Here is a 26,807-nt window from a genome sequence, read left to right as displayed (position 1 = left end):
TTTTTATAGTTGTTTTTAGTTTTTAGGTTGCAAAAATAAGAATTAATTAGCATTAGAACGGATAATTTATTCCAAAATTTAAAACCGAGTGACCAAAATTGTATTCTTTAAACCATCTGTCTCCCTTCTCATGTGCCGGATTATAAGTCTTGAAGCCCAAATCTAGTCGAACAACAAAAAAGCTTAAATCGTAGCGTAATCCAAATCCTGAGCCTAAAGCGATTTCAGCTAAATCGTTTACGCTGCTGAATTTTGCCTTCTCATCAATGACATTATCGAGCACATTCCAGATATTTCCGGCATCTGCAAAAACGGCTCCTTTAACATCACCAAGTATTTTAAAGCGAAATTCGGCACTCAATGCAATTTTCATATTGGCCTCATTAAAATCATCTAAGGCATCTGTACTTCCGGGACCTAATGAATAGGGTTGCCAAGCACGGTTGTCATTTGAACCTCCCGCATAATAACTTCGTGAAAACGGAATATAATTTGAGTTTCCAAACGGAATCGCAATTCCAAAAAAGCTTCGTACAGCAAGCACTTTTTCTTTTCCAAAATCCCAGTGTTTGATATAATCGAATTCGGTTTTAACGTATTCTGAATATTCTAAATTGAAGATTTCGTAATTGCCATTTGCATTTTTAGGAAGACTTGCAATGTTTGAAATCGCTGATAATAAAGTTCCCGCCGATTCTACTTTGGTTTTGAACTGATAGAAATTATTATCCGCAAGATCCTTTTTAGTCGTTTTAGTAAACGTATAGCTTGTAGCTAAAATGAAGTCATTTTCGGTCAAACGAACTCTTCTTTCTTCAATACTTTCTACGTCTCTATACTGAGGATCTCCAGGCAGTAATGCGGTTCTGTTATTCAAAACATCATTGGTAAATCCTGTGGTTCCTTTAGGTATAGTTAAATCTTTTCTGGCTTGTTCTTCTGGTGTATCTCCCCAGTTTAGAGGTTCAATGTTGTAATCTTTACCAATGCCATTTAATTCATCATATGAAGAAGTATAAACATTAAAGTAATTGTTCGGATTTAAATTACGTACATATTGTGCGTTCAGCAATTCTAACTTTGCGGTGTTATGACGTTTTGGAGACCAATTGTACGAGATTCCTCCTGTAAAATTTTCTTTGTCCAAACCAATATTTCGCTGTTTAGAAAAACCACTCGAGATTGATGTGGACGGAATCATCCTTTTCGGAATAATTTTTTCTGTTCCAAAGGGAAGCAAAATCCTTGGGAAATTCAATTTCAAATCGACTCCATATTCAGAGACATTAAAGAAATTATTGTTTGGGTTCGCCATATCTTTTGATGAACCGATATTCATACGCGTTGAAATTTCAAGGGTTTCAGCACGATTAAAAACATTTCGAATGGTTTCTGAAAGACTGGCTCCAATACCAAAATCCTGAATATTAGAGTGCGTTACATCAAGTGTTGCACCAAAACTATATTTTTTTCTTGGCGTTAAATAAACATTTGCAATTAAAGACTGCGCTGTCGAATCTCTCTTGTCAACTTCATATTGAATGGAAGGATAATTGAATATTTTCAAGTTATTTAAATATCGAGACGAAAGCGTCGTTCTAGTGTCTGAAAATGTGCTTCCTTTTGTGATAAAAACAGCATCGGTAATGGCGCGCGGTTTGTATTTTAATTTTTTGTAGCTGTACAAATTAAAATTATTGTATGAAACGCTGTCATTGATTTTTGACTTTGCATTTGCTGGCGAATAATCTGTGTAGATATTCACATCGCTGATTTTATAAAGTTTGAAAGGTTCTGTTCTGCTGGAATCTCTTTCTTGTATACTATTATTGTTGATGATTAAATTTACGTCGGCTTTATTTTTTTTGCCAATTGTATCAATATCAAAAGTTACATAAGTCGGCTGAAAATAATAAGCACCATTATTTCTGAAATACGTTGTAATACGATTTTTCTCTTCTTCAAAATCGGTTGTCTTATATTGATTCCCAGATTTTAAAAGAGAAGGTTCTCTGCTAGCATGATAAAGTGAGTCTAATGCCGGAGTTAGGATAGTAGTTCGGATAGAATCTAAAGTATATGCCGGCCCGGTTGTGATGTTATAGTTTATTTTAGCTCTTTTAATTCCAGTCGTATCAATTGTGTAATCTGTCTGTACTTTAAAAAAACCATTGTTTAGATAGTAATATTTTAATCGAAGCAAGGTCTTTTTTGTCTTGGCAGTATCAATAATTACAGGTGCTTCTCCGGTGTTTTTTAAGAAATCGTTTAATCCTTTATTTATAAAAGACTGCCCAAGACGATCGACTTGTTTAGCTGAAAGTAATTTTGACCAGCGTTCATATCGGCCGGGATGATTATCAAATTTTGCTTTATAAGTCGAATCCGGATTTAAATTAGCTAAATTGTATAAATTTAAACGCAATTTAAAGCCTAACAGTTTTCCGTTTGGCTTTTGATACATTTGATTCGAGGCAATTTCGTCGTTTGATGACTTTCCGTTTACGAGAATATTATTTTTTACGAGAAGGTTTTTTCCATCTGGAACTCTTTTTACGGCATTACAAGCACAAATAAGTGTTGCTATTAGAATAAATGCTGTTATTTTTGTGGAATTATTTTTCAAGTGTTTTTAAATATTTAATTCAAAAGTACATTATTTTATGGTTAGTAAAAACCAAATAAAACTTATCTCAGGCTTGCATCAAAAAAAACAGCGTTTTGCAAATCAATTGTTTTTTGCCGAAGGAGTAAAAGTAATTCAAGAATTGTTGCAATCCAACTTTGAATTAGAGCATTTATACACCACGCAAAATGATTTTGAAACTGTTCAGTCTTCAAAACGAACTCTTATTAATGATCAAGAGTTGAAAAAAATAAGTGCTTTGGCGACTCCAAATTCTTGTTTGGCGGTGTTCAAAATTCCTGCCGAAAATAAAATAATCGACTCTGGTTTGATTCTGGCTTTAGACGATATTCGTGATCCTGGAAATTTAGGTACGATTCTGCGTCTGTGCGATTGGTTTGGCATCAAACAAATTATTTGCTCAAAAGAGACAGTAGATATTTATAACCCAAAAGTGGTTCAGGCGACAATGGGGTCTATCACTCGAGTAAATGTAAATTATGTTGATTTGAAAACCTTTATCGCTCAAACAAAACTGCCAGTTTTTGGAACTTTTATGGACGGTGAAAACATTTACAAATCAAATTTGCCTGAAAACGGAATCATTATTATGGGTAATGAAGCCAATGGTATTTCGGCAGAAATTGAAAAAATGGTAACAAGCCGACTGACAATTCCTAGGTTTGGAGAGCTTCAAAAAACGGAAAGTTTAAATGTAGCTACCGCAACAGCAATTATTCTCAGTGAATTTAAACGAAATAGTTAGGTATTTGTTTTAGTGAAAAGTAAAATTTATTAAAATAGCTCTCGATTTCATAGAATCAATGTTTCCTGTCCACGGGCTATTTGGGTCATTGTCTCTTACTAATTCATCTGTTATCCCAAACATTCCTCTAATTGATGGAGAGAAAATGAAATATTCTGTAAAAAAGTCAATTCCAACACCCATTTCATAAGCAGCAGTCCAAGGTTTTACTCTGAATTTTTGTTCAGAATTATCGTCTTGAGATTTTGAATTGCTTGATAAATTAAGTGTAGTTGACATTCCTCCAACTAAGTACGGACGAATATTTCCTGTTCGCAATGAAGAGAATTTTAAAAGCAGCGGAAAATGTATGTAAGTACTGTTTACTTCTCTTAAATAATCAACTTTAGAAGTGAAATTAGGATAATATAAATCGCGTTTTGTATAGTACAAACCGGGTTCAAAACGCAGATTTATGTATTCCTGCAATCTTAAATCTGCTACGACACCAACATTAAATCCGGTAGTTTTTTTTACCTGAATATCTTGGTTCACAACATTTTTATAGTCAAACTTAAAGTCAAAGCTGTTGAAACCCAAGTAATATCCAAAATAAAGGCGCTGTTTTTGCCAGTTTTCAAGATTGATAATGGGGTCTTTGCTGAACATGCTCTTACCAAATTGCGAATATCCTTTTGTCGATAAGACTAATAAAATTAAGATTACTGTTTTTTTCATACTATTTTTTAGAAGCAGAATAAATGGTTGCAACTCCAAAAGTTTGAGGCATCGCCACAACATCTATAAACCCAATTTTTCTCAAAATATTGTTTAGTGCTTCTCCGTATGGAAAAACCGCAGCCGATTCAGATAAATATCCGTAAGCCGAATTATCTTTAGAAAATAATTTTCCAATTATTGGGAGAATATTTTTACTGTAAAATTTATATCCTTGTTTATATGGAGTCTTATCTGGTACTGAAGTTTCTAAAATTACAAATACACCATTTGGTTTTAGAACCCTTAAAATTTCAGCAAATCCTTTTTCTAAATTCTCGAAGTTTCGAACACCAAAACCAACTGTTATAGCGTCAAAATAATTATCTTCAAAAGGAATGTTTTCAGAATCGCCTAAAACTAAATCAATAGTATTTGATAGTTTTTTTTCTTCAACTTTCTTTTTCCCAACTTCAAGCATTCCTGCCGAAATATCTAAACCAATGATTTTTTCAGCATTTGTCTGTGCCATTAAAATGGCAAGATCGCCAGTTCCGGTTGCGATATCAAGTATGATTTTAGGTTTTGTGTCAGAAACTATTTTTAGGACTTTTTTACGCCATTTTACATCGATCCCAAAAGAGATTACACGATTCAAATTATCATAGTTCCCAGAAATGTTGTCAAACATTTGGGCAACCTGTTCTTTTTTTCCTAAAGAAGAGTCTTTATATGGGGTTATTTTCTCAGACATTTTTTTTATTTAGGCAAATATAATACAATCTGACTTAACTGTTAATGGTTTTTTAAATTGTAAATCAAATGTTGTAAAAGAAAGGTGCGACGCTTTATTTGACTCTGAATTTTAAGGTCGATTAAGCATCACCAAAAGTGGGTATTTTTCAAAAATCACTAAAAGTGGGTATTGTGTACTGCCGGTTTTATGCTCAATTTTGTCAAAGATAAAAATGATGAAAGTTTTATGATTGATTAGAAATATGGCTTAAAAACAAATGATTACTTTTTTTGCGCGAGTAATTTCATTTGGTTCAGAAAGTAGTTTTAACAGTGCTCTTTTCAAATCGCACTGCCCTTTTTAAAAGTGCAAAATACGTTCTTAGGATTAAATTTGTTTTTGGAAATTTTAATTTTCTTGCCTTTAATATCTTAGTGGTATTTGTTATTAAAGGCACTTTTGAGGCTTGTTCTCAATTAACATTATGTTATTCAGTTTTTTCAAATGTTTTAAACATTTGGATTTTTTTTACAAAACTATTTCTGGAATAAGCCACATCTAAAAATCGATCATTCTTAAAAAACATCCTCCAAAAGAGGATGTTTTTTTATTTACGGATATAAGTTTCGTAAGTGTAGTCATAAAGATGTTTTTCATCTTTAAAGTTTTCTTCGCTTTCAACAAGCAACCAGTCTTTTTCACTGATTTTTGGGAAAAAAGTATCAGCATCAAAAGTATGATGAACTTTAGTTATTTCTATGATATCAGCAAAAGGCAATGCAAGATTGTAAATTTCTCCTCCGCCAATAACATACGAATCTTCGTTTTCTGGACAAATTGCGATTGCTTTTTCAATGCTGTCAACAACAATACAACCTTCAGGATGATAATCGCTTTGTCGTGTAATAATTACGTGAGTTCTATTAGGCAATGGTTTTGGGAAGCTTTCAAATGTTTTTCTTCCCATAATAATATGATGATTTGTTGTAAGAGATTTAAATCGTTTAAAATCGTTTGGCAAGTGCCAAACTAAATCATTGTTTTTTCCAAGGGCATTATTTTCGGCTACCGCCGCTATCATTATAATCATGGCATTCTAAACTAAATTTATTTTTCAGTATCCTCATTTATTTTGGATTCTAATTGACTGATTCTTTTTTGCTGCAAAGTAACAAGTCGGTCAATTTGCTCTCTTTCCCATTTTTTATTCATAAATCTGTCAGTAATATAGACTTTGATGAAGTGCAGAATAAATAGAAAAAACCAAATCGTAATTCCCCATATGCACCAGTTTTGACTGCTTCCTTCGCCAAAACCAAAAAATCGGTTAGCGACAAATAAAAATAAACTTCCTATTAGAAAAAGTACAAAATGAAAATAGAGAATTTTCTTTTGTCTAATTCTTCTTCTTGCATATTCATATTGTTCCTGTACTTCTTTTTCCATACGATATTAAATGAAATGAGGTTATAAAGTTAAAATTTATTTTCAAAAGAAGGAATTTTGATTCTATAATATTTGCCTGTGAATAAGTTAAGAATTTAGAATCAGAAAATTATTGTGGATTAATTTGTGGATATCATTAAAATAAATAATCATTTTTGCTATTGTCGTAAATCGGATAACGGGGTATTGAAAGTTCAGCTGAATTTGTGTAATTTTAGATATATCAATCTAAAAACTAAATAGTTATGTCTTTAAAGAAACAATTTATCAAAACAAAACCAGTGGTAAAAGTCACTTTTTCTATAGATGCAAAAGATGCAAGTACAGCTGCTGTAGTTGGAGATTTCAATAATTGGAATCCAGAAGAAGGAACTTTGAGCAAATTAAAAAACGGAACTTTTAAAGCAACTTACGACTTGGTAAAAGATGCTATTTACGAGTTCAAGTATTTAATTGACGGAGTTTATGTAAATGAGCCTGAAGCTGATTTTTATAAATGGAATGATTTTGCTGGCAGCGAAAACAGTGTTGTAGCAATATAAAAAAATCCGCTTAAATTTTTCTAAGCGGATTTTTTTATGTTTATACTGCAACACTTCCTTTTATTCCCGGATGTGGTTCATAATCGGCAAGTGTAAAGTCGTTGAAATCAAAATCAAAAATGTTTTTAATCGCTGGATTTAAAATCATTTTTGGTAGTGGTTTTGGCTCTCTTGAAAGTTGTAATTCCAATTGATCAAAATGATTATTGTAAATATGTGCGTCGCCAAAAGTGTGAATAAATTCACCTGCTTCAAGGTCGCATACTTGTGCAATCATCATGGTCAATAATGCATAAGAAGCAATGTTGAAAGGAACTCCTAAAAAGATATCTGCGCTTCGCTGATACAGCTGGCAGGAAAGTTTGCCTTTAGTTTCGCCTTTTTCTAAATCGGGACTCGAAACATAAAATTGGAAAAAGGCGTGGCAAGGAGGCAAAGCTGCCTTGTTGTTTGCTACATTTTCTTCAAAAGATTTTTTTGTATCTGGCAAAACCGATGGGTTCCAAGCTGAAACCAGCATGCGTCGGCTGTTCGGATTTGTTTTCAATTCTGTAATCAATTCAGAAATCTGATCGATTTCTTCACTGTTCCAGTTCCTCCATTGGTGCCCGTAAACAGGTCCTAAATCACCATTAGAATCCGCCCATTCATCCCAGATTTTCACTCCGTTTTCCTGAAGATACTTAATGTTTGTATCCCCTTTCAAGAACCATAGCAATTCGTAAATGATAGATTTTAAATGAAGTTTTTTTGTTGTAACCATTGGGAAACCTTCACTTAAATCAAAACGCATTTGGTAACCAAAAACGCTTTTAGTTCCAGTTCCGGTTCTGTCTCCTTTTTGATTGCCGTTTTCTAAAACGTGTTTTACTAAATCTAAGTATTGCTTCATCTTTGCTTTAAGCTTTAGGCTTTAAGCTTTAGGCTTTTTCCTAATGCTTAAAGTTTGTTTTTTTATGATTATGCTTCAAGCTTATAGCCTAAAGCTTACGGCTTATAGCCGAAAAATTATCTCCTAGAGATTTCGTCTCTAATTTTTGCTGCTTTTTCGTAATCTTCCTGAGAAACTGCTTGATCAAGAAGTTCGTTCAGTTCCTGTAAAGTGTGTTTTGAGTACACATCGCCAGACTGATTTGTTTCTTCTTCGTGTCCAAAAGTTTCAGGGTTAGAAAGTACGTCATCAATTTCCTGAGCACCTTGATCAGTGTCGGCAGTATTTGATTTTAGGTAAATACCTGCTTTATCCAAGATGTTTTTATAGGTAAAAATCGGTGCGTTGAAACGCAGTGCTAATGCAATTGCATCAGAAGTTCTTGCGTCAATAATTTCTTCGATTTTATCTCTTTCGCAAATCAAGCTAGAGTAAAAAACGCCGTCAACAAGCTTGTGAATGATCACTTGTTTAACTACAATATCAAATCGTTCGGCAAAATTTTTAAATAAATCGTGCGTTAATGGGCGAGGAGGTTTTATTTCTTTTTCTAAGGCAATAGCGATCGATTGGGCTTCAAAAGCACCAATTACGATAGGTAATTTTCTTTCGCCATCAACTTCATTCAAAATTAAGGCATATGCGCCATTTTGAGTTTGACTGTATGAAATTCCTTTTATGGATAATTTTACTAGACTCATATATGATTGTAAAAAGGGCACTTAGGCCACATTTTAATACTATTTTTGATTAGAAAATAAAGCTGCAATTTTAATCAAAAAATATGGAACAAAAAAGCTGCCTTAAAACAAAGATACGATTATCTTGTTTTTAGGCAGCTATAATATTAAGAATTCTTAAATTAAGAATGTTGCGCTTTAAAAGCTTTTAATTTCTCAGTTAATTGAGGAACAATTTCAAATGCATCACCAACAATTCCGTAGTCAGCTACTTTAAAGAAAGGTGCTTCTGGATCGTTATTGATTACTACTTTTACTTTAGAAGAGTTGATTCCGGCAATATGCTGAATAGCTCCCGAAATTCCGATTGCGATGTATAAGTTTGTTGCAACTGGTTTTCCTGTTTGTCCAACGTGTTCGCTGTGAGGTCTCCATCCTAAGTCAGAAACTGGTTTAGAACATGCCGTTGCAGCGCCTAAAACTTCAGCTAAATTTTCAACTAATCCCCAGTTTTCTGGACCTTTCAATCCGCGTCCGCCAGAAACTACGATGTCAGCATCAGCGATAGAAACTTTTCCAGTTACTTTTTCAACAGATTCTACTTTTACTCCAAAGTCATTGTCTCCAATTGTTGGGTTGAAATCTTCAGCAGCTGCGGCTCCAGCGCTTTCAAAAATTCCATAAGAGTTTTTAGCAAGTCCAAGAACTTTTACATCTGTATCGATTTGAGTAATGTTGAATGCTTTGTTAGAGAAAGCATTTCTTTTTACCTGGAAAGGAGAAGTGCTAACTGGCAATCCAACAACATTTGAAGCAAAACCAGCATTTAAAGCTACTGCAACTAATGATGAAAGATAAATACTGTCTGTTGTAGAAGAAAGTAAAACTACTTTTGTTCCTTCTTTTTCAGCAGCTTGTTTAATTACATCGGCGTAAGCCTTTGCAGTAAAACCAGCTAATTTATCGTTGTTTACTTTTAGAACTTTGTCAACTCCGTATTTGCCTAATTCGCTTACGTCGCTAATGTTTACAGTCAAAGCTGTAACTGTTGTTCCTAATGATTCAGCTACTTTTTTAGCATATGAAGCTAATTCAAAAGCAACTTTTTTAAATTTTCCTTCTGCAGATTCTGCATATATTAATATTGACATGATGTTTTTGTTTTGAGGTTTCACGTTTCAGGTTTCAGGTTTCACGTTTGAAAACTGAACACTAAAAACTGATTACTAGATTACTTTCGCTTCGTTGTGTAATAAATTGATTAACTCATCTAAATTATCAGGAGAAATCAATTTCACTGCTGATTTTGGAGCTGGTTTTTCAAATTTCACCGCTTTAGTATTCACAGGAGCATCAACTGGCTCAAGAATAGTTAAAGCTTTAGTTCTTGCTGTCATGATTCCTCTCATGTTTGGGATGCGTAAATCTTTCTCTTCAACAAGACCTTTTTGTCCACCGATAATTAAAGGAAGTGTAGTGCTTACAGTTTCTTTTCCTCCATCAATTTCACGAACTGCTTTTACATTATTTCCGTCAACAGTAAGTGCTGTACAAGAGTTTAAAAAGTTAGAACCTAAAATTCCGGCAATCATTCCAGGAACCATTCCGCCATTATAATCTAAAGATTCTTTTCCAGCAATTACAAGATCGTAACCACCATTTTTAATTACTTCTGCTAATTGTTTCGCAACAAAAAATCCGTCAGTTGGATTAGCGTTCACACGAATAGCTTCGTTTGCGCCAATTGCCAAAGCTTTGCGTAAAGTTGGCTCAGTATCTGGACCTCCAACATTCACAACAGTTACAGTTGCTCCTTGTTGTTCTTGGAACCAGATTGCACGTGTTAAACCAAATTCATCATTTGGGTTGATTACATATTGTACACCATTGGTATCAAATTCTGAATCACCATTGGAGAAGTTAATTTTTGAAGTAGTATCAGGCACATGGCTGATGCAAACCAATATTTTCATAAGTATATATTTTGAATTTGTAATATGCTTTGACAAATTTAGAAATTAAAATCGGAATAATATACTATGCATGCATAATATTTTTTAAAAACTATTACGTTTTCGCAGATTATGAAATCTGACTGCCATTTTGATACTTTTCAAAAATAAAAATTCATCTATTTTATCTGATTCTTAGGAATTTCGTAATCATGTCAAATCTTGTCAACGTTAAAATACCTTGTAATTTATACTAGATTTTCATTTGTTCCGTTTAAAATTGTCTAAATTGAAAACCAGAATTACACAAATAGAATACTATTTGTAAAAAAAGTGTTTTTTAAGACGTAATAATAACAATTATATCGATTTCGTAAATATCAGAACACGTTTTGAAAAGTTAAAAGAGTCAGAAGAGGAGAAAGTTCCTGCGATTTTAAATCTAATTTATGCTTTTAAGTTATTTAAAATATTTATTTTTGCTCTTCAGAAAATTCAACATACAATATAAATATGAGAACAATACAATTTAGAGAGGCCATTTGCGAAGCGATGAGCGAAGAAATGCGTCGCGATGAATCCATATATTTAATGGGCGAAGAGGTTGCAGAATACAACGGAGCTTACAAAGCTTCAAAAGGAATGCTTGCTGAGTTTGGTGAAAAAAGAGTAATCGATACTCCAATTGCTGAACTTGGGTTTACAGGAATTGCAGTAGGTTCTGCAATGAATGGTAACCGACCAATTGTTGAGTATATGACTTTCAACTTCTGTTTAGTTGGTATTGATCAAATTATAAATAATGCTGCTAAAATGCGTCAAATGACTGGTGGACAATTTAATGTGCCAATCGTTTTCCGTGGACCAACTGCTTCTGCAGGTCAATTAGGAGCAACTCACTCTCAAGCTTTAGAAAACTGGTTTGCAAATACGCCAGGTCTTAAAGTTGTAGTTCCTTCAACTCCTTATGATGCAAAAGGGTTATTAAAATCTGCTATTCGTGATAACGATCCAGTTATTTTCATGGAATCTGAGCAGATGTACGGTGACAAAGGTGAAGTGCCAGACGGAGAATACACAATTCCTCTAGGTGTTGCTGATGTTAAACGTGAAGGAACAGATGTAACTATTGTTTCATTTGGAAAAATCATCAAAGAAGCTTTCATTGCAGCTGATGAATTAGCTAAAGAAGGAATTTCTTGTGAGATTATCGATTTAAGAACAGTTCGTCCAATGGACAAAGATGCAATCTTAAAATCGGTTAAGAAAACAAACCGTTTAGTAATTCTTGAAGAAGCTTGGCCAGTTGCCAGCCTTTCTTCTGAAATTACTTTTATCGTTCAGGAACAAGCATTCGATTTCCTTGATGCTCCAATTCAGCGTATTACAACTGCTGATACTCCTGCACCTTACTCTCCTGTATTGCTTAAAGACTGGTTGCCAAACGCTGGTGATGTAGTAAAAGCAGTAAAGAAAGTAATGTACAAATAAAAAAAACAACAATACTTATAAAACTTCATCAGTCATATTAATTGATGAAGTTTTTTTTTGCCAAATGATAAAAAGAATAATTTTACTCAGCCTATTTTTTGTATTCGCCTTAGTGAGTATTGGAACTGCACAAACAAAAGTGAGTGGAATTGTTTTGGACAAGTCAAATCAGCCAGTACCTTTTGCAAATATTGTTTTTAAAGGATCTAATACTGGAATTGTTTCTAATGAAGATGGCCGTTTTTATCTAGAATCTCCCAATACTTATACTGCTTTATTAGTGACTTCTGCAGGATTTTCAGATAAGGAAGTTCCTTTAGAAAAAGCTGTCAATTACAATTTCAAAATTGTTTTGTTCGAAGAACAAGTACTTAATGAAGTTGTAATTTACACAGGAAAAACATCTAAAAAGAATAATCCGGCATTAGATATTTTGAGGAAAATTTGGGAACGTAAACGTAAAAACGGACTCTATCAATTCAATCAGTATCAAATGCAGAAGTACGAAAAAGTCGAGTTCGATATGAACACAATTGACAGTGCTTTGATGAAAAACAAACTTTTTAAAGGAATGGAGTTTGTGTTTCAACATGTTGATACTTCTGATGTTACTGGAAAAACGTATTTGCCAATTTTCATTAACGAGTCGGTTTACGATGTTTATGGCGACAATAAATTAAAGAAAGTAAAAGAAAATTTGACCGGAAATAAAATGTCTGGTTTCAACGGAAACCAGCAGATTTTATCTTTCGTAAAAGATCTTTATTCCGATTATAATATTTACGACAACCACCTTAAATTTTTTGATAAAAGTTTTACAAGTCCGCTTTCAAAAACCGGAATTGATGTTTATAATTATGTATTGAAAGACAGTGCTTTTATTGATAAAAAGTGGTGTTATAATATTGTTTTTTATCCAAGAAGAAAAAACGAATTGACTTTTAAAGGTGATTTTTGGGTAAACGATTCAACTTTTGCCATCAAGAAAATTAATATGGGCGTTACCAAAAGTGCCAATATTAACTGGGTAAAAGATATTTATATTGAACAGGAATTTGAAGTAGAAAACGATTCTGTTTTCCTTTTGACACGTGATTATATGATGTCTGATTTTGCTTTGAATAAAAAAGAAAAATCAAAAGGAGTTTACGGAAAACGAACGACTTTATACCGAGATCATAAATTCAATATCCAAAAACCGGAAAAGTTTTATAAAGAAGAAGTCAATTATATAGACAATGCCGTTTATGACCGTCCACCCGAATTTTGGGAGGAAAATCGTTTTGAGAAATTAAATAAAGACGAAGCCGGAATTTATAAAATGCTCGACACACTCCAAACGGTCAAGCGATTTAAGCAGTTGTACAGTCTCGTCTCGATTTTAGGAAGCGGTTACGTCGCGTTTAAAAACTTTGATTATGGACCTATTTTTTCAACCTTTGGATATAATGAAGTTGAAGGCTTGAGGGTAAGAGTAGGAGGAAGAACTTATTTTGGACCAAATGATCCATGGCGTGTTCAGGCTTATACGGCATACGGTTTTAACGATAACAAATTCAAATACGGAGTATCTGGAAAATGGATGGTTGACAAGAAAAATCGAATCATTATTTCTGGAGGAAACAGACGCGATATTGAACAAATTGGTGCCAGTTTAACCACAACAAACGATATTTTAGGGCGAAGTTTTGCGTCTTCGGCTTTGTTTACAACGAGCAGCAACGGAAAATTAACCAACATTAATTTGAGCAATGTTTCTTTTGAAATTGAAGCCAAGAAGAATTTTATAATTCAGACTGGTTTTTCATATCGAACTTTGGAATCGGCTTCACCTACTTTTAGTTTGGATTATTATTCTACTTTGCCAAGTCCTTCAAACCCAAATGGAGTTATAGAGAGCAAAGTTCGTCAGTCTGAAGCGAATATTCAATTTGAGTATATGCCGAACCGTAAAACGATTGGCTACGGAGTTGAAAGAGATTTAGTTGACAGTCCGTTTAGTCATTTCTTTGTAAATTTCAGTTATGGATTGAAAGGCGTTTTTGAAAGTGATTTTGCTTATCAAAAAATTCAGATTTATTATAAACAGCCAATAATTATTGGACCTTTGGGTAGAACAGATATTATTGTTGAAACAGGAAAAACGTTTGGTACAATTCCGTTAGGCTTGATGAGCGTTGTTCCAGGAAACCAGACATACTGGACTATTGAAAATACCTTTAGCAATTTAAATTTCTACGAATTTGTTACTGATCAATATACCACTTTGCAATGGCAACATAATTTTCAAGGAAGATTATTTGCAAGAGTTCCGTTTATGAGAAAACTAAACTGGAGAGAATTTATTGGTATTAAAGCGGTTCATGGAACTATTTCGGATGCCAATAGAGCAATTAATGCTTCTGGTCAGCCATACAATGCGCCGGAAAATGTTTATTGGGAGTATAATGCCGGAATCGGAAATATTTTTAAAGTGTTCCGAATTGATTTCTCTTGGAGAGGAAACTATTTAAACATGCCAGATGCTAATAAATTTGCAGTAAAAGGATCTTTTGGATTTTATTTTTAAAGTTGCAAAGGTTCAAAGTTACAAAGTCGCAAAGGTTTCAAATTTTTGCGATTTTTTTATGCTTAAATATTTTTTTGCCCACAGATTTTACAGATTTAAACAGGTTGAAGCAGATTTAATTTTTCAATCTGCAATTGTTTAATCTGCGCATATCAGCATAGATCTGTAAAATCTGTGGGCAAAAAACTTTACAGGAATTGATTTCATTTTAATTAATTTTGGAATTGACACAAAAGTAAAAGTAATGCAAGAAGCTATTGATTTCCTTACTAATAAAAACCCGATATTTCTAGAAATTATCGAGAAATATGGAATGCCTCCAATTCCAAGACGCCCACAAGGTTTTGAGACTTTGGTATTGCTTATATTGGAGCAACAAGTTTCTATAGATTCGGCGAAAGCCACATTTTTAAAAATCAAAGCCTATAAAACTTGCAATCCCGAAAATATGGCAGTTTTGTCTGATGAGGAATTTAGAAGTCTTGGAGTAAGCCGTCAGAAAACGAAATACATTAAAATTTTAGCGGAAGCTGTTTTAAATAAAGAGTTAGATATTGAAAGTCTGCCTTCAAAATCGGCAAAACAAGTTCGGGAGGAACTTATAAAACTCAAAGGAATTGGAAATTGGACCATCGATATCTATTTGATGTTTTGTCTTGAAGAACCAGATTTAATTCCACTTGGCGATATTGCAGTTGTGAATACAATGAAAGAATTGTTCAATATTCATGACAAGATGGAGATGGAAATTCATGCTGAACAATGGAGCCCGTACCGGTCTTATGCAACCTATTTGCTTTGGCATCATTACCTAAAAAAGCGAAATAGAACAATTACTTATTAAATGCTTGTTTTTTAATAGCTAATGCAGATAATTTAACCTGTTTTTTTATTGTAAAAATAGAATGTTTGGTTACTTTTGCAACCGAAATTATAGATATAATAAAAAACGAAAATGACCGCAGACAAACTAACGACTTTCGATGTATTAATCGAAATACCAAGAGGAAGCAGAAATAAATACGAGTACGATTTTGAAATCAAAAGAATGCGTTTCGACAGAATGTTGTTCTCTTCAATGATGTACCCAGCTGATTATGGATTTATTCCAGAAACTTTGGCACTTGACGGAGATCCTCTTGATGTATTGGTTTTAGTAAACGAACCAACTTTCCCTGGATGTGTAATGGAAGTTAAGCCAATTGGTGTTTTCCACATGGCAGATGATAAAGGACCAGACGAAAAAATTATTTGTGTACCAGTTTCAGATCCAATCTGGAATTCATTATCAGATTTATCAGACATCAATCCACACTTAGTAAAAGAAATCGAGCACTTTTTCCAAGTTTACAAAGATCTTGAAAATAAAAAAGTAGATGTTGAAGGATGGGGAGACGTAAACGAAGCTTATGCAATTATTGCTGAGTGTACAAAGCGTTTTGATGACATTGAAAATAAACCAGCAGGATTATTTAGCATTAAATAATTTTAGCATTCATATTTTATAAAAAAAGCAATACTCCGTTAGGAGTATTGCTTTTTTGTTTAAATTCGTTTTAGTTAGATTGTTGACTATTAACCAAAACCAATAAAATATTATGAATGCATTTATGATTTACCTGCCAATTGTCATGGCAGTTTTAGGATTACTTTTCATGGGAATAAAGAGGACTTGGGTTTTAAAACAAGATGCCGGAGACGGTAAGATGAAAGAAATTTCAGATTACATCTACGAAGGAGCCCTCGCTTTTCTAAAAGCCGAATATAAGTTATTAACCATCTTTGTAATTGTTGCCAGTTTAGTCTTAGCAGGAATTACTTTTATTCCGGGAGTAAAAACACATTTATTTATAGTAATTGCATTCATTTTTGGAGCGTTGTTTTCAGCTTATGCAGGAAACATAGGAATGAAAATCGCGACTAAAACAAACGTTAGAACAACACAGGCAGCGCGTACAAGTTTGCCTCAGGCTTTAAAAGTTTCTTTTGGTGGCGGAACCGTAATGGGACTTGGAGTTGCAGGACTTGCTGTTTTAGGCCTAACAGGCTTTTTTATAATTTTCTTTAATTTATTATCAGGGGGCGTTTGGAAAGATACTGAGACAATGACCGTTGTTTTAGAAACGTTGGCCGGTTTTTCACTTGGTGCCGAATCTATAGCGCTTTTTGCGAGAGTAGGAGGCGGAATTTATACAAAAGCCGCTGACGTTGGTGCTGATTTAGTAGGTAAAGTTGAAGCTGGAATTCCAGAAGATGATCCGCGAAATCCTGCGACAATTGCTGATAACGTAGGTGATAACGTAGGTGACGTTGCGGGAATGGGAGCTGATTTATTTGGATCTTATGTTGCGACCGTGTTAGCTGCAATGGTTCTAGGAAATTATGTTATCAAAGATATGGGCGGAAGCATTACTGATGCTTTTGGCGGAATTGGTCCAATTTTGCTTCCAATGGCGATTGCAGGTTTCGGAATTTTGTTTTCGATTGTTGGGACAATGCTGGTAAAAATTTCAGATGATAATGCTAAAGAAGCTCAAGTTCAAAAAGCATTAAATATAGGAAACTGGGTTTCTATTGGTTTAACTGCAATTGCTTGCTACTTTTTAGTGCAACACATGTTGCCAGAAGTAATGACAATGGAATTTTTTGGAGAAGGATCACAGCAAATTTCTTCAATGCGTGTTTTCTACGCTACATTAGTCGGATTAGTTGTTGGTGGCGCTATTTCATCTGTAACCGAATATTATACTGGATTAGGAACAAAACCCGTTATGGCAATTGTTCAAAAATCTTCAACAGGAGCAGGAACAAACGTTATTGCAGGTTTAGCAACCGGAATGATTTCTACTTTTCCAACGGTATTATTGTTTGCAGTAGCAATCTGGATTTCTTATGCTTTGGCGGGATTTTACGGAGTTGCGTTGGCGGCTTCTGCAATGATGGCTACAACAGCAATGCAATTAGCGATTGATGCTTTCGGGCCAATTTCTGATAATGCTGGAGGAATTGCAGAAATGAGTGAATTGCCAAAAGAAGTTCGTACAAGAACCGATATTTTAGATTCAGTTGGAAACACAACTGCAGCAACCGGAAAAGGATTTGCAATTGCATCTGCAGCCTTGACTTCACTAGCATTATTTGCTGCATATGTAACTTTTACAGGAATTGATGGAATCAATATTTTTAAAGCACCAGTTTTAGCAATGTTGTTTGTCGGCGGAATGATTCCGGTGGTTTTTTCTGCTTTAGCAATGAATTCTGTTGGAAAAGCAGCAATGGATATGGTTTATGAAGTGCGTCGTCAGTTCAAGGAAATTCCAGGAATTATGGAAGGAACTGGAAAACCAGAATATGGAAAATGTGTTGAAATTTCGACAAAAGCCGCTTTGCGCGAAATGATGCTTCCAGGATTTTTAACAATTGGTTTTCCTATTGCAATTGTATTGATTGGAAAATTAGTTTATGGGGATAATAATCAGTTAATTGCTGAAATGTTAGGTGGATATATGGCTGGAGTTACAGTTTCAGGAGTACTTTGGGCAGTTTTTCAAAATAATGCCGGAGGTGCTTGGGACAATGCTAAAAAGTCTTTTGAAGCTGGAGTTATGATTAATGGTGAAATGACGTATAAAGGTTCTGATGCGCATAAAGCTGCAGTAACAGGTGATACTGTTGGAGATCCATTTAAAGATACTTCGGGGCCATCAATGAATATTTTAATTAAATTAACTTGTTTAATCGGGTTAGTAATTGCGCCAATTTTAGGTGATGGTCATTCATCTCAAACAGTTATTCCGCATTGCGGATTGCCTCCTAAAGAAATGAAGTGTTGCATGAAAAGTGAAATGCATGCAGGTGACGTTTCTAAATGCGGTGATTTGTCAAAAATGACAAAAGAAGAATGCATTAAAATGTGCAAAGAAAAAGGATGCACTGAAGAAGAAACAGCAAAATGTTTAGCACATTATGACGCAAACGGAAAATACGTGCACCAAAAAACGGATTGTTTTGATACTAGTAAATACGAGAAAAAATCGGTTCGTGTTGAATTAAGAAATGAAAATGGCAAAACGGTAGGAACTGTTACAAAAACAGAAAATGGCAAAACTACAACTGAAGTTTTTGAAGGAACTGAAGAAGAAGTTAAAGCTAAAATAGAAGCTGTTAAATAAGAACAAACTTGATGGCTTTGTCGAAGTTTTAAACTTTGACAAAGCTTTTAGAAACAAAAATGCCTCTAAATATTAGAGGCATTTTCTATTAAGTGAATAAAATAAAGTCCCTACGAGACAAAACTTAGGTGGTCATAATATTCTACCAATATATAATCTCTACGAGATAGATATATCATGTAAATAAATATTAGATAAAGAACAAAGAATAGTAAATCAAACTCCTTTAGGAGTTCAATATTGGTAGAAGAATAAAAGGATTGAAGCACAATGTCCCGTAGGGACTATACTATTCGAATTAATTACTGCAAATAATGAGTGAAAATTTTGAAAAAAAATTATAAAAAATGCCTCTAAAATTATTTTAGAGGCATTTTTTATATTACTGTAAACCTGTGACTCGAGCCTGCTAGGGTGAACAGACGAAGTAAATTCGTGTTCTAAAATAACCCGTTTAATTCAGCATCAATTCGGTTAATTATGTTTCCTAAATCTTCTGGATTATCAACAAAATTAATGTTATCAACATCAATTATCAATAGTTTTCCTTTCGTGTAAGTCTGAATCCAAGCTTCATATCTTTCATTCAATCGGCTTAAATAATCAATAGAAATTGAATTTTCGTATTCGCGTCCACGCTTGTGAATTTGGCCTACTAAATTTGGAATGGAACTTCTTAAATAAATTAATAAATCTGGAGCTTTTACAAGCGATTCCATTAATTCGAACAAAGAAGTGTAATTTTCAAAATCACGACTCGTCATTAATCCCATTGCATATAAATTGGGAGCAAAAATATAAGCATCTTCATAAATCGTTCTATCTTGAATGATTTTTTTACCGCTTTCACGAATTTGTTGCACCTGACGGAAACGGCTATTCAGGAAATAGATTTGTAAATTAAATGACCAGCGTTCCATTTGGTGGTAAAAATCGTCTAAATACGGATTATCAACCACATCTTCATAATGAGGTTCCCATTTAAAGTGTTTGGCTAATAATTTGGTCAAGGTGGTTTTTCCTGCGCCGATATTTCCTGCTATTGCTATGTGCATTACGGTGTTACGATTTTATAATTTACAATTTCTTTAGCTGTAAAAATAGATAAAATTTGGTCTTTGTAATAGAAATTGTCAAACGATTTTTCTAAAATTTCAATTTCAGAAACCGCACTTGATTTTTCTTTGTCAATGTTCCTTAAATACAACAGATTGCCTTTGCTGAAAATGTATTTTTGAGAATCAATTATTTCGATTTTATCAAAATCAGCTACATTTCCTAGGCTTGTAATTTTTCCAAAAATATCACACGAATACCAGTTGTTTTTTTTATCAATCCAATAAAAAGTATTAAAATCGGTTTGGTAATATTTAATTGGTTCGGTTAACGGAATAGAAACGGTTTTATATTCGTTTTTCAAATAATCAAAAAGCCCAATTTGCTGATTAAGACTGTTGTAAATCCATAATTGATTTTGAGTTGACATTCCGATAGCGCTAACAACAATTGGATTTGAATTTAAAGAAAAATTGATTTCTGAAATTTTATTTAGCTGATTATCAAGCAAAACAACAGTATTGAAATCTTCATAATACAAAACTATTTTTAACGGATTCTGAAGATCGCTTTTTGTGATTCTTCCCAATGAAACATTTTTGTACTCAAAAACTTCATTTCCTTTAAATTTACTAAAAACATTGTTGGTGATTTGATAGTTAAAACCAAAGGAATCTTGTCCTAAATATTCATCAGCAACATTAGTTGTTTGAGAAATTTTGACTGCATTTATTTTTGAATTTTGAGCCGAAAAAGAAGTCGGAATAACAGCAATTAAAAGGAAAAATAAAATATTTATTGCTGCTTTAGTCATGATTTTTTGGGTTTCTGTCGTGCCAAATTACAAAAAACCGTATTATAAAAAGATTAAAAAGGGCATATTTTAGAAAATTTACTAATTCAGTCTTTTTTGTTGTAATAGTCTAAATAATAGCGTGTTCCGTCTATGTCTTAAAAGCATTGATATATTATATTTTTACTATTTTAAAATTAATAATACATTTGGTTATAACTTTTATACGATTTGCTCAATTTAAAATAAAATGAAAATGAAAAAAGTGGTTTTTTATTTGTCTTTGATGCTTGTTTTTACCCAAATGCAGGCACAGAAAGATTTTCAGGGAATGGCTGTTTACGAGTCAAAAACGCAGGCACCTAAACTTGATGGAATGCGTCCGGGAAATCGTGACATTACGCCTGAAATGCAAAAAACAATGGAAGAGCGAATGAAAAAAATGCTTGAAAAAACCTTTATTTTAAATTTTGACAAATCGGCTTCAATTTATAAAGAAGAAGAAAAACTAGATGCTCCGGGACAGCAACAAGGAGGAATGCGAATTATGATGAATTCGTTTATGGGCGGCGGCGGCACTTTTTATAAAAATGTAAAGACCAAATCCTATACGGTTGATAAAGAGTTTATGGGGAAAGAATTTCTGGTGGTTGATTCTTTGCCAAAATTAAACTGGAAAATGGAGTCAGAAACCAAGCAAATTGGCGGTTATACTTGTTACAAGGCAACGGCAGTAAAAGAAGCAAGCAAAACTGATTTTAGAAATTTCAGACCAAAAAACGCTGATGATAAAAAACCGGAAGAGAAAAAAGATGATGCAAAGAAAACTTCGGGTGAAACTAAAACAAACTTTCAGGACAACTTCGAAATTCCAAAAGAAATTATCATAACAGCTTGGTATTCTCCAGAAATTCCAGTTAACCAAGGTCCAGAAAATTATTGGGGTCTTCCAGGTTTAATTTTGGAAGTGAATGACGGAAGAACAACTATTTTATGTTCAAAAATTGTTTTGAATGCCAAAGACAAAGTCGAAATAAAAGCACCAACAAGAGGAAAAACAATTTCTCAGAAAGATTACGACGAAACTGTAATCAAAAAAATGGAAGAGTTTAGAGAAATGAACCGTGGCCGTGAAGGCGGTCCAGGCGGTGGTCCAATAATGATTAGACGATAATTATAAGCAAATCATCTTTTAGTTTTCTCCATGAAAAATATACTTTTTTGCGTCATTTTTTTAATGACCTCGATATCTTTTGCTCAAAGCGTTCGTTTTGATGGCGTTATTCAAGACGAGCAGAAAAATCCGTTGGAAATGGCTAATATTATGGCCGTAAATAATGGTACTAAAGCAATGGATTCGTATGGAATTACGAACGATAAAGGAAAATTTCAGCTGACTTTAAAGCCAAATACTTCCTATACCATTAAGATAAGTTATCTTGGAATGAAATCTAAAGAAATGGCAATTTCGACCAATAACGAAAATATCGTTCAGAATATTGTTATGGACGGTGCCGGAATAGAACTTGAAGGTGTTGAAATTGTTCGTGAAATGCCGGTTTCTATAAAAGGTGATACAATTGTTTATAACGCCGATTCATTTAAATCGGGAACAGAAAAAAAACTCGAAGATGTCTTGAAAAAATTGCCTGGAGTTGAGGTAAATGCCGATGGTGAAATTGAAGTCGAGGGTAAAAAAGTCAGCAAATTAATGGTTGAAGGGAAAGATTTTTTTGACGGAGATACAAAACTTGGCGTGAAAAATATTCCGGCTGATGCCATAGATAAAGTTCAGGTTTTAAGAAATTACAATGAAGTTAGTCAGTTAAAAGGTCTTGAAAATGATCAGGATAATGTGGCTATGAATATCAAACTGAAATCGGGAAAAAAGAATTTCTGGTTTGGAGATGTTACTGCAGGAATTGGTGTTGCCGAGCTTGACAGCCGTTATATTATCAATCCGAAATTATTTTATTACAGTCCAAAATACAGCATTAATTTAATTACCAATTTCAATAATATTGGCGAATTGCCTCTTACTGCGCAAGATTATTTCAAATTCACCGGAGGTTTCAAAAATATGATGAAAAAGGGCGGAAGCAATTTTAATGTTTCGTCAAATGATTTGGGAATTTCAGTTTTAAGAAACAATAGAGCTAAAGAAATTGAAACCAAATTCGGTGCAACTAATTTTTTCTATAATCCGACAAAAGCTTGGAACATTAGTGGTTTCGGAATTCTTTCGGTTTCAAAAACAGATTTAGAAACCAAATCGCAAACTACAATTTTGGATTCTGGAGATCAGCAGAAACGTGATGAAATGACACATCAAAAAAATAATTTGGGGCTTTTTAAATTGAGTTCGAGTTACAAACCAAGCGATAAATTTCAGTTCGATTACGACATCTTGACCAAACTATCAAAACAAGATGAAGATACAGATTTGCTTCGTGAATCGGTTGTGAATAATGTTTCGGCAATTGAAACCATTTTGACACAAAAGAAACAAGATCCAACATCTGTAAATCAAAATTTGAGTTTGTATTATACGCAAAGCGATAAAAACATTTTTGCTTTTGAAGCGCAACATTTATATCAAGATGAGAATCCGTTTTACAATGCCAATCTGCGTTCGCAGCCTTTTGATTTGGCGGGATATATTTCGGGACAAAACCGAAATGATTTGAATCAGGATCGTTTTGTGAAAACAAATAAACTCGATGCAAAACTGGATTACTATTATATGGTAACGCCAAAAAGCAATTTCAATGTTACTTTAGGAAATACGTATTCATATCAAAATTTTAATTCTCATATTTTCCAGATGCTGGATAACGGGAACAAAAATGATTTGAATGCGCCAGAAAACAACAATGATGTTGATTATAGATTTAATGATGCTTTTTTAGGATTTCATTTTAAAATATTGACAGGAAAATTTACTTTGACACCGGGAGTGAGTTTGCATACGTATCAAATGACAAACGGACAGCTGGGAACCGATTATTCTCAAAGTTTTACGAAAGTACTACCTGATTTCTTTGCTTTGTATCAAATCAAAAAATCAGAAACATTGACGTACAATTTCTCTTTGTCAAACGATTTTACAGATATAAATCAGTTGGCGGCGGGTTATGTTTTGTCAGATTACAGCAGTTTGTTTAGAGGGAATCGTTTTTTAGAAAATGCAACTTCACAAGTACATTCGCTTCGTTACTTCAAATACAACATGTTCAATTTTGAAAATATTTTTGCCAATGCAACGTACACCAAAAAAGTGGATGCAATTAAAACAAAAGCAAATTTTGATGGAATTAATCAATCTTCCGTTCCTTACAATTCAAATTTAGCAGATGAAACGGCGAGCGGAATGGGAAGCTATGGACGTTCTTTTTTAAAAAATTATAAAGTATCAGCAACGGCGAGTTTGAACTGGTCAAAATTTAATAATATTCAGAATAATGTTTTGGCAACAACAGAAAGTTTTACGCAGAGTTATACTGTAAAAGCGGCAACAAATTATAAAAATTTCCCGAATTTAGAAATAGGGTATAATGCTTTAATCAATCAATATAGTGGTTCTACTTATTATACAGACAAGCCTTTTGCGCGCTTGGATTATTATTTCTGGAAAAGTTTTTCATTTGTTTCAGAATATGAATTCTATCATTATTATAATTCAAATAAAACAGTTGATAACGAATATGACTTCTTGAGCGCCAGTTTGGTCTATCAGAAAAAAGATAGTAAATGGGAATACAAATTGTCGGCAACCAATTTATTAAATACAACTTATTTAAATGATGACAGTTTCTTTCAATTTTCGACTAGAGTTTCACAATATACTGTTCAGCCTCGCTACATCATCTTTTCGATGAAATATAATTTGTAGTATTTTAACTATAAAAATATTTGTTTTGATACTTAATTTCAGTAAAAATAAAATATCTTTACGTCGTATTAATTATCAAAAAAAAAAAGAACCATGCGTAATTTCATATGGAGTTTCACAATGCTTTTTTGTGTAATTCTTTCGGCCTTTTCTCAAGCAAAAGGACTTGAAAAAGGAACTTATTTATCTACAAATAAAGGAGAAAATATCAAGTTGAATTTATTAGAAAATAATAAATACGAGCTGGTTTTTTATTCCGGAAATTATGAGATTCAAGGCGATTCACTATTGTTTTTTCAAAAAGAGAAGCAAGAAAGCAATTTTAATCTAGCTTTTGCAAAGAATAAAAAAGCAAAAAAAATTAAAGTTAAGTTTTCGGATTCTTCATATTATTCCTTTTATATAGGAACTCAAAACGAAACAGAAGATGTTGTTTATCAAAGATTGTCAGACATCAAGACTAAAATAGACCCAAATTGGGAAAAAACTGATTTAGAGTTTGAAATCGAGAAAACCAATTACTTGTATTTGGTCTATGAAGATTTTGATGGCAAAAGCAATGTTTGTAAATATGAATTGCCTAAAGATGTTTCTGAAGTAACTATAAGTTATGAATTTGCTTTGAAGGACTTAAAAATTGGCGGTTCGTTTGATAGAAAAACAAATGAGCTAAAGATTTCTGAGCCTTTAGGAAAAAAAACACTAGTGTTTATAAATGAAAATACGCCAAAGCCACCAAAACCACTAAATGTAATTCCTGTTGAAAATCAAATAATTTCAAATTGGACTTATCCAGGAAAAGAGGATTATTTAAAAACAGATTATGCGTACCCAGCCACTGATAGTACTGCTGTAATGGATTATGGCGCACCTGTTTCTGTCGATTCGGTATACGCAAAAGCGTACGATTTTAAATTAAAAATAGAAGACAATTTAAAAAGTGCATTGACCGCAACAAAAGAAGCAAAAATCAAGTTTTTAGCACTTTATGTTAATAGCAATAAAACTTTAGGAAAAGAGAATTTTGATGCCTTTGTAAAAGATCAAGAGACGCAGGCCGCAATTAATATGTATGACGGTTACAATGCGGTTTATGATGTTTACAATTTTTATTTGGCTAGCGCGGATGATAAAAAATGGCTTAAAAATAATAAGATAACAAATGATCCAAGCATATTGGTTTTAAATGGTGAGGGAGATATTTTGGCATCGGCAAAATCTGATTTATCAGATAAGAGTTATCAGTTTGGATATTATGGCGATTTATATAAAAAATTACAGCGTGCGAATGCTTTCATTTATTTCAATAAAACAGTCAAAAACAAAAAAGCGACCGATATAGAATTGGTGAGAGCTTTTAATAGAGCTGCAGTTTTAGAAATTTCATATGATTACGATTCAGATTATGGACCGGAGGTTGTTAATTCTACTGATTTTGTAATGACTAAATCTTCATTAGATAAAAAAGAAGTTGTTCAAGTCTGGAAAAACCTGATTGAAGCGCATCAAAAAGATAAAAATGTAAATATGTATCTAACTGAGACTATTGTAAAAGAAATCAAAAATCAAGGATTTACAAAACAGCTTTTTAACGAAGACAAAATCCTAAATGATATTGACTTTTTAGCAATTGATTATTTATTGAAGCATTCTGAAGATATTGAAAATAACCGAACAGAATTCAATAATAAAGAAGGTGAAGTACACAATTTAGGAAATGTAATTTCTGAAATTTCTTCGGCATTGCAGGCTAATACTTATATTGCTCAGGAGAAATCTTCTTCAGATGTAAATAAGGACAAGAATATTGCAGTGTACAAAAAGATAATTGCTTTAGGAAAAGGAAATTTCGAATCGTACAGTAATTATTTTCAATATTTAAATAATGCAGAAGACACAACCACTTCAAACATTGATTTCTTAAAAGAGTTCAGCACCTATTTTGATTCTAATTTAACAGCATCAAGCCCAATTGAAAAATTAGATACAATGTTTTCGACTTTAGATTCGTCTTCGTCATATGCGTATGATGGATGGAATTCTTTTAAAGAGTATCATTCAAACCTAAGCAATAATGCCGCTTGGACAGTAGTTTTAAAACCAGAAAACTCCAACTTTTTGAAAGAAGCTATTAAATGGTCAGAATATAGTTTAGCGGTTACAAAAAATAATCCATATTATTTAGATACATTGGCGCAATTATATTATAAAGATGGCCAAAAACAGAAAGCGATTGAAACCCAAACTTTAGCTGTTAAATTTTTAAATGCTGTGACCGAACTAGAGATTGCAACTGATATCAAGGAAACTTTGACCAAAATGCAAAACGGAACCTATTAAGGTTTTACAAGTAAAATAACTAAATCAAGCGCACAGATAACGCGGATTAAATGGATTTTAGCTGATTTAATGTAAAAATCCGTATTCATCGATTTAAATTTGTATTATCCGTGTGACAT

At 33.2% G+C, this 26,807-nt stretch carries 21 protein-coding genes; 10 read left to right on the top strand and 11 right to left on the bottom strand.

Annotated features, from left to right (window positions below; all coding sequences use genetic code 11):
• Nucleotides 1-52: 52 nt before the first annotated feature.
• Nucleotides 53-2,626, bottom strand: coding sequence for a translocation and assembly module lipoprotein TamL (gene tamL, locus FND99_RS08755; protein ID WP_144337589.1), 2,574 nt, complete (start codon nt 2,624-2,626; stop codon nt 53-55).
• Nucleotides 2,627-2,663: 37 nt separating this feature from the next.
• Here tamL and FND99_RS08750 point away from each other — a divergent pair, with 37 nt between their 5' ends.
• Entirely contained in the window at nt 2,664-3,392 is a 729-nt protein-coding gene (locus tag FND99_RS08750) for a TrmH family RNA methyltransferase (protein WP_144337588.1), read from the top strand.
• A gap of 9 nt (nt 3,393-3,401) precedes the next feature.
• On the opposite strand, the gene porT is transcribed toward FND99_RS08750, so the two are convergent.
• The 4 genes from porT to FND99_RS08730 all read right to left on the bottom strand — a co-directional run bounded on the left by porT (nt 3,402) and on the right by FND99_RS08730 (nt 6,270).
• Nucleotides 3,402-4,109 (bottom strand): type IX secretion/gliding motility protein PorT/SprT, encoded by a 708-nt coding sequence (porT, locus tag FND99_RS08745; RefSeq protein ID WP_144337587.1) that lies wholly within the window; start codon nt 4,107-4,109, stop codon nt 3,402-3,404.
• Nucleotide 4,110: 1 nt separating this feature from the next.
• Entirely contained in the window at nt 4,111-4,842 is a 732-nt protein-coding gene (ubiE, locus tag FND99_RS08740) for a bifunctional demethylmenaquinone methyltransferase/2-methoxy-6-polyprenyl-1,4-benzoquinol methylase UbiE (protein ID WP_144337586.1), read from the bottom strand.
• 589 nt (nt 4,843-5,431) lie between these two features.
• Entirely contained in the window at nt 5,432-5,914 is a 483-nt protein-coding gene (locus tag FND99_RS08735; RefSeq protein WP_144337585.1) for a dihydrofolate reductase, read from the bottom strand.
• A gap of 17 nt (nt 5,915-5,931) precedes the next feature.
• The gene (locus FND99_RS08730) at nt 5,932-6,270 is read right to left on the bottom strand and encodes a 2TM domain-containing protein (protein WP_144337584.1); all 339 of its coding nucleotides are present in this window, start codon (nt 6,268-6,270) and stop codon (nt 5,932-5,934) included.
• A 245-nt stretch (nt 6,271-6,515) separates the two neighbouring features.
• Between FND99_RS08730 and FND99_RS08725 the strand changes: the two genes are divergently transcribed.
• Nucleotides 6,516-6,812, top strand: a complete 297-nt coding sequence (locus FND99_RS08725) for an isoamylase early set domain-containing protein (protein ID WP_144337583.1) — start codon at nt 6,516-6,518, stop codon at nt 6,810-6,812.
• Between the two features lie 40 nt (nt 6,813-6,852).
• On the opposite strand, the gene FND99_RS08720 is transcribed toward FND99_RS08725, so the two are convergent.
• The 4 genes from FND99_RS08720 to FND99_RS08705 all read right to left on the bottom strand — a co-directional run bounded on the left by FND99_RS08720 (nt 6,853) and on the right by FND99_RS08705 (nt 10,396).
• On the bottom strand, nt 6,853-7,704 hold the full coding sequence (locus FND99_RS08720; RefSeq protein ID WP_144337582.1) for a thymidylate synthase: 852 nt from the start codon (nt 7,702-7,704) through the stop codon (nt 6,853-6,855).
• 116 nt (nt 7,705-7,820) lie between these two features.
• Nucleotides 7,821-8,444 carry a bifunctional nuclease family protein gene (locus tag FND99_RS08715; RefSeq protein WP_144337581.1) on the bottom strand — a complete coding sequence of 208 codons (624 nt, stop codon included), beginning with the start codon at nt 8,442-8,444 and terminating at the stop codon, nt 7,821-7,823.
• Nucleotides 8,445-8,605: 161 nt separating this feature from the next.
• Nucleotides 8,606-9,574, bottom strand: a complete 969-nt coding sequence (locus FND99_RS08710; RefSeq protein ID WP_026728511.1) for an electron transfer flavoprotein subunit alpha/FixB family protein — start codon at nt 9,572-9,574, stop codon at nt 8,606-8,608.
• Nucleotides 9,575-9,649: 75 nt separating this feature from the next.
• The gene (locus FND99_RS08705; RefSeq protein ID WP_144337580.1) at nt 9,650-10,396 is read right to left on the bottom strand and encodes an electron transfer flavoprotein subunit beta/FixA family protein; all 747 of its coding nucleotides are present in this window, start codon (nt 10,394-10,396) and stop codon (nt 9,650-9,652) included.
• Between the two features lie 492 nt (nt 10,397-10,888).
• Between FND99_RS08705 and FND99_RS08700 the strand changes: the two genes are divergently transcribed.
• The 5 genes from FND99_RS08700 to FND99_RS08680 all read left to right on the top strand — a co-directional run bounded on the left by FND99_RS08700 (nt 10,889) and on the right by FND99_RS08680 (nt 18,607).
• Nucleotides 10,889-11,866, top strand: a complete 978-nt coding sequence (locus FND99_RS08700) for a pyruvate dehydrogenase complex E1 component subunit beta (protein ID WP_144337579.1) — start codon at nt 10,889-10,891, stop codon at nt 11,864-11,866.
• 64 nt (nt 11,867-11,930) lie between these two features.
• Complete coding sequence (locus tag FND99_RS08695) at nt 11,931-14,435, top strand: DUF5686 family protein (RefSeq protein WP_407925342.1); 2,505 nt, start codon at nt 11,931-11,933, stop codon at nt 14,433-14,435.
• A 244-nt stretch (nt 14,436-14,679) separates the two neighbouring features.
• Nucleotides 14,680-15,279, top strand: coding sequence for a DNA-3-methyladenine glycosylase family protein (locus tag FND99_RS08690; RefSeq protein WP_144337578.1), 600 nt, complete (start codon nt 14,680-14,682; stop codon nt 15,277-15,279).
• A gap of 111 nt (nt 15,280-15,390) precedes the next feature.
• A complete protein-coding gene (locus FND99_RS08685; RefSeq protein ID WP_144337577.1) occupies nt 15,391-15,921 on the top strand; it encodes an inorganic diphosphatase in 531 nt (176 codons plus the stop codon).
• A 112-nt stretch (nt 15,922-16,033) separates the two neighbouring features.
• Complete coding sequence (locus tag FND99_RS08680; protein WP_144337576.1) at nt 16,034-18,607, top strand: sodium-translocating pyrophosphatase; 2,574 nt, start codon at nt 16,034-16,036, stop codon at nt 18,605-18,607.
• 440 nt (nt 18,608-19,047) lie between these two features.
• Here FND99_RS08680 and FND99_RS08675 read toward each other — a convergent pair whose 3' ends face one another.
• Nucleotides 19,048-19,662, bottom strand: coding sequence for a deoxynucleoside kinase (locus FND99_RS08675; RefSeq protein WP_144337575.1), 615 nt, complete (start codon nt 19,660-19,662; stop codon nt 19,048-19,050).
• The gene (locus FND99_RS08670) at nt 19,662-20,477 is read right to left on the bottom strand and encodes a hypothetical protein (protein WP_144337574.1); all 816 of its coding nucleotides are present in this window, start codon (nt 20,475-20,477) and stop codon (nt 19,662-19,664) included. Before FND99_RS08670 ends, FND99_RS08675 begins: the two co-directional genes overlap by 1 nt.
• A gap of 235 nt (nt 20,478-20,712) precedes the next feature.
• On the opposite strand from FND99_RS08670, the gene FND99_RS08665 reads away from it, so the two are divergent.
• From FND99_RS08665 to FND99_RS08655, 3 genes are all read left to right on the top strand, one after another.
• Nucleotides 20,713-21,630 (top strand): GLPGLI family protein, encoded by a 918-nt coding sequence (locus FND99_RS08665; protein ID WP_144337573.1) that lies wholly within the window; start codon nt 20,713-20,715, stop codon nt 21,628-21,630.
• A 63-nt stretch (nt 21,631-21,693) separates the two neighbouring features.
• Entirely contained in the window at nt 21,694-24,348 is a 2,655-nt protein-coding gene (locus tag FND99_RS08660; RefSeq protein ID WP_246074197.1) for a TonB-dependent receptor, read from the top strand.
• Nucleotides 24,349-24,441: 93 nt separating this feature from the next.
• Nucleotides 24,442-26,688, top strand: a complete 2,247-nt coding sequence (locus FND99_RS08655) for a hypothetical protein (RefSeq protein WP_144337571.1) — start codon at nt 24,442-24,444, stop codon at nt 26,686-26,688.
• Nucleotides 26,689-26,807: the final 119 nt, after the last annotated feature.

This window comes from Flavobacterium daemonense (genome assembly GCF_007341385.1).
Classification (GTDB): domain Bacteria; phylum Bacteroidota; class Bacteroidia; order Flavobacteriales; family Flavobacteriaceae; genus Flavobacterium; species Flavobacterium daemonense.
The sequence above is the reverse complement of the archived record's forward strand: the minus strand, read 5'-3'. Positions and strand labels throughout refer to the sequence as shown.

Excerpts from the sequence above, each read along its gene's own strand:
- FND99_RS08725 (WP_144337583.1), top strand. The coding sequence starts at position 6,516 with ATGTCTTTAAAGAAACAATTTATCAAAACAAAACCAGTGGTAAAAGTC.
- FND99_RS08705 (WP_144337580.1), bottom strand. The coding sequence starts at position 10,396 with ATGAAAATATTGGTTTGCATCAGCCATGTGCCTGATACTACTTCAAAA.
- FND99_RS08680 (WP_144337576.1), top strand. The coding sequence starts at position 16,034 with ATGAATGCATTTATGATTTACCTGCCAATTGTCATGGCAGTTTTAGGA.
- FND99_RS08715 (WP_144337581.1), bottom strand. The coding sequence starts at position 8,444 with ATGAGTCTAGTAAAATTATCCATAAAAGGAATTTCATACAGTCAAACT.
- FND99_RS08685 (WP_144337577.1), top strand. The coding sequence starts at position 15,391 with ATGACCGCAGACAAACTAACGACTTTCGATGTATTAATCGAAATACCA.
- FND99_RS08700 (WP_144337579.1), top strand. The coding sequence starts at position 10,889 with ATGAGAACAATACAATTTAGAGAGGCCATTTGCGAAGCGATGAGCGAA.
- FND99_RS08655 (WP_144337571.1), top strand. The coding sequence starts at position 24,442 with ATGCGTAATTTCATATGGAGTTTCACAATGCTTTTTTGTGTAATTCTT.
- porT (WP_144337587.1), bottom strand. The coding sequence starts at position 4,109 with ATGAAAAAAACAGTAATCTTAATTTTATTAGTCTTATCGACAAAAGGA.
- FND99_RS08690 (WP_144337578.1), top strand. The coding sequence starts at position 14,680 with ATGCAAGAAGCTATTGATTTCCTTACTAATAAAAACCCGATATTTCTA.
- FND99_RS08750 (WP_144337588.1), top strand. The coding sequence starts at position 2,664 with ATGGTTAGTAAAAACCAAATAAAACTTATCTCAGGCTTGCATCAAAAA.
- FND99_RS08720 (WP_144337582.1), bottom strand. The coding sequence starts at position 7,704 with ATGAAGCAATACTTAGATTTAGTAAAACACGTTTTAGAAAACGGCAAT.
- FND99_RS08660 (WP_246074197.1), top strand. The coding sequence starts at position 21,694 with ATGACCTCGATATCTTTTGCTCAAAGCGTTCGTTTTGATGGCGTTATT.
- FND99_RS08670 (WP_144337574.1), bottom strand. The coding sequence starts at position 20,477 with ATGACTAAAGCAGCAATAAATATTTTATTTTTCCTTTTAATTGCTGTT.
- FND99_RS08675 (WP_144337575.1), bottom strand. The coding sequence starts at position 19,662 with ATGCACATAGCAATAGCAGGAAATATCGGCGCAGGAAAAACCACCTTG.
- FND99_RS08710 (WP_026728511.1), bottom strand. The coding sequence starts at position 9,574 with ATGTCAATATTAATATATGCAGAATCTGCAGAAGGAAAATTTAAAAAA.
- FND99_RS08665 (WP_144337573.1), top strand. The coding sequence starts at position 20,713 with ATGAAAAAAGTGGTTTTTTATTTGTCTTTGATGCTTGTTTTTACCCAA.
- ubiE (WP_144337586.1), bottom strand. The coding sequence starts at position 4,842 with ATGTCTGAGAAAATAACCCCATATAAAGACTCTTCTTTAGGAAAAAAA.
- FND99_RS08730 (WP_144337584.1), bottom strand. The coding sequence starts at position 6,270 with ATGGAAAAAGAAGTACAGGAACAATATGAATATGCAAGAAGAAGAATT.
- FND99_RS08695 (WP_407925342.1), top strand. The coding sequence starts at position 11,931 with ATGATAAAAAGAATAATTTTACTCAGCCTATTTTTTGTATTCGCCTTA.
- FND99_RS08735 (WP_144337585.1), bottom strand. The coding sequence starts at position 5,914 with ATGATTATAATGATAGCGGCGGTAGCCGAAAATAATGCCCTTGGAAAA.